At 68.2% G+C, this 2,409-nt stretch carries 3 protein-coding genes; all 3 read right to left on the bottom strand.

Annotation, left to right across the window (positions count from 1 at the left end; genetic code table 11):
• On the bottom strand, positions 1-573 hold a 573-nt coding region (locus AC36XV_RS10880; RefSeq protein WP_492203707.1), incomplete at its 3' end, for a biotin/lipoyl-containing protein.
• Positions 574-591: 18 nt separating this feature from the next.
• Entirely contained in the window at positions 592-1,575 is a 984-nt protein-coding gene (locus AC36XV_RS10875; protein ID WP_492203706.1) for a pyruvate dehydrogenase complex E1 component subunit beta, read from the bottom strand.
• Positions 1,566-2,409: thiamine pyrophosphate-dependent enzyme (locus tag AC36XV_RS10870; protein WP_492203705.1), on the bottom strand; the 844-nt coding region annotated here is incomplete at its 5' end. The genes AC36XV_RS10870 and AC36XV_RS10875, both read right to left, overlap by 10 nt.

Genomic DNA, 2,409 nt, shown 5'->3' with positions numbered 1-2,409 from the left:
CTCGACGTCCCGCTTCACCACCCGTCCACCCGGCCCTGACCCCGCGATGTCCGCCACCCTCAGGCCTGCTTCCTCGGCCATCCGGCGGGCGAGCGGCGAGGCCTTCACGGCGCCGGTGACGGAGGACTCACCGGCCCGACTGTGGTCGGGCTCCGCCACCGCGACCGGCTTCTCCGCCGGCTTCTCCGACTCCGGCACCGGGCCGGGACCCGAGCTGTCAGGCTTCGCTGGTGCCGGGGGCACCACGGATTCCTCCGCGGCCGGCGCTTCCTCGGCCACCGGCTGCCCGTCCGCCGCGGCCTCCGCCTCCGTGAGCAGGGCCGAGATGTCCTCGCCCTCTTCCCCGATGATCCCGATCAACGCGCCGACGGGCACCGTGTCACCCTCTTCGGCCAGCAGCTTGAGAACGACACCGCCGCCCATGGCCTCGATGTCCATGTTGGCCTTGTCGGTCTCGATCTCGGCCAGGAGATCGCTGGCGTCGACCCGGTCGCCCTCGGCGACTTTCCATTCCAGCAGCTTGCCCTCCTCCATCGTCGGGCTGAGCTGCGCCATCACGATCTTCGTTGCCATATCAGAGCCAGGGCCTGTTCAGTCCAGGTAGCAGACGTGCCGGGCCGCCTTCACGACCGCGTCGGCGTCCGGCACGATGAGCTTCTCGAGAGCGCGGGCATAGTGCATCGGGACGTCCAGGCCCGATACGCGGGCCACGGGTGCGTCCAGATAGTCGAACGCTTCGCGCTGGATGTCGTCGACGATCTGGGCCCCGATTCCCGCCACCGGCCAGCCCTCTTCGACCACGACCGCTCGGTTGGTCTTCTTTACCGACTCCACGTAGGTGTCGAGGTCGAGCGGGCGCAGGCTGCGCAGGTCCACGACCTCGGCCTCCACCTCGTGCTCGGCGGCCAGTTTCTCGGCCGCCTGCATCGCCACGTGCAGCATCTTCGAGTGCGCGACGATCGTCACGTCTTCGCCGGCGCGCTTCACGTCGGCCAGCCCGATCGGCACCAGGTGCTCGTCATCCGGCACCTCGCCCTTCACGTTGTAGAGCAGCTCACCTTCGATGAACACGACCGGGTCGTCGTCACGGATCGCCGTCTTGAGCAGGCCCATGGCGTCGGCCGGGGTGGCGGGTGCGCACACCTTGAGTCCGGGGATGTTCGCGTACCACGGGTCCGGGACCTGCGAGTGCTGGGCCGCGAGCTGCAGGGCCGACCCACCCGGGCCCCGAAACACGATCGGAACGGCGAACTGTCCGCCGGACATGTGACGCATCTTGGCCGCCGAGTTCACGATCGCGTCGTAGGCCAGCAGGGCGAAGTTCCAGGTCATGAACTCGACCACCGGCCGGAGTCCACCCATGGCCGCGCCCACGCCGAGACCGGCGAAACCGTTCTCGGCGATCGGCGTGTCCCGCACCCGCATCTCCCCGAACTCGTCCAGAAGTCCCTTCGAGACCTTGTAGGCGCCGTCGTATTCCCCGACCTCCTCGCCCATGATGAACACGCTGTCATCGCGCTTCATCTCTTCGCGAAGGGCCCGGTTGAGGGCCTCGCGATACGTGATCACCGCCATGCGTCCCTCCGCAGCAAGCCGCCCCGGAACTCATCGGCGTACACGTGAGCGTAGATCTCGTCCCGGCCGGGGACGGGGCTGTTCTCCGCGAACTCGGCCGCCCGCTCGACCTCGTCGATCACCTCCCGATCCAGCTCCTTGTACTGCTCATCCGTGAGCAGACCCGCTTCCTCCATGCGCTCCGCGAGGCTGTTGATGGGATCGTTGTCCCTTTCCGCCTGCACTTCCTCGCGGGACCGGTAGGTGCCGTGCGCCGGATCGGACATCGAGTGACCGAAGAACCGGTACGTGCGGGCCTCGATGAAGGTGGGTCGCGACGTCTCGCGCGCCCGTTCCACGGCGCGCATCGTCGCATCGTATACGGCGAGGACGTCCATCCCGTCCACCTGCTCGGCCTTCTTCCCCTGGTACGCGCACGCCCGCGTGAACAACTCGTCCACGGCCGCCACCCGGTCGATGTCGGTTCCCATGCCGTAGGAGTTGTTCTCGACCACGTAGACGACCGGAAGCTCCCACTTGGCCACCATGTTGAAGGCCTCGTGGAACGGTCCGCCGTTCACCACCGAGTCGCCGAAGAAGCAGAGCACCACCTGGTCGCCGCCCCGGTACTTGATCGCGTAGCCGACCCCGGCCGCGAGGGGCAGGTGCGTGCCCACGATGCCGTGCCCCCCCATGAAGTTGACGTCCCGATCGAAGATGTGCATCGAGCCGCCGGCGCCGCGCGAGGCGCCGCCGATCTTCCCGAACAGCTCCGCCATCACGGCGTCGGAGCTCACGCCCCGCACCAGGGCCTGCGCGTGGTCCCGGTACGCGGTGAACACGTAGTCATCCTCG

Source organism: Candidatus Benthicola sp., assembly GCF_058719085.1.
The sequence above is the reverse complement of the archived record's forward strand: the minus strand, read 5'-3'. Positions and strand labels throughout refer to the sequence as shown.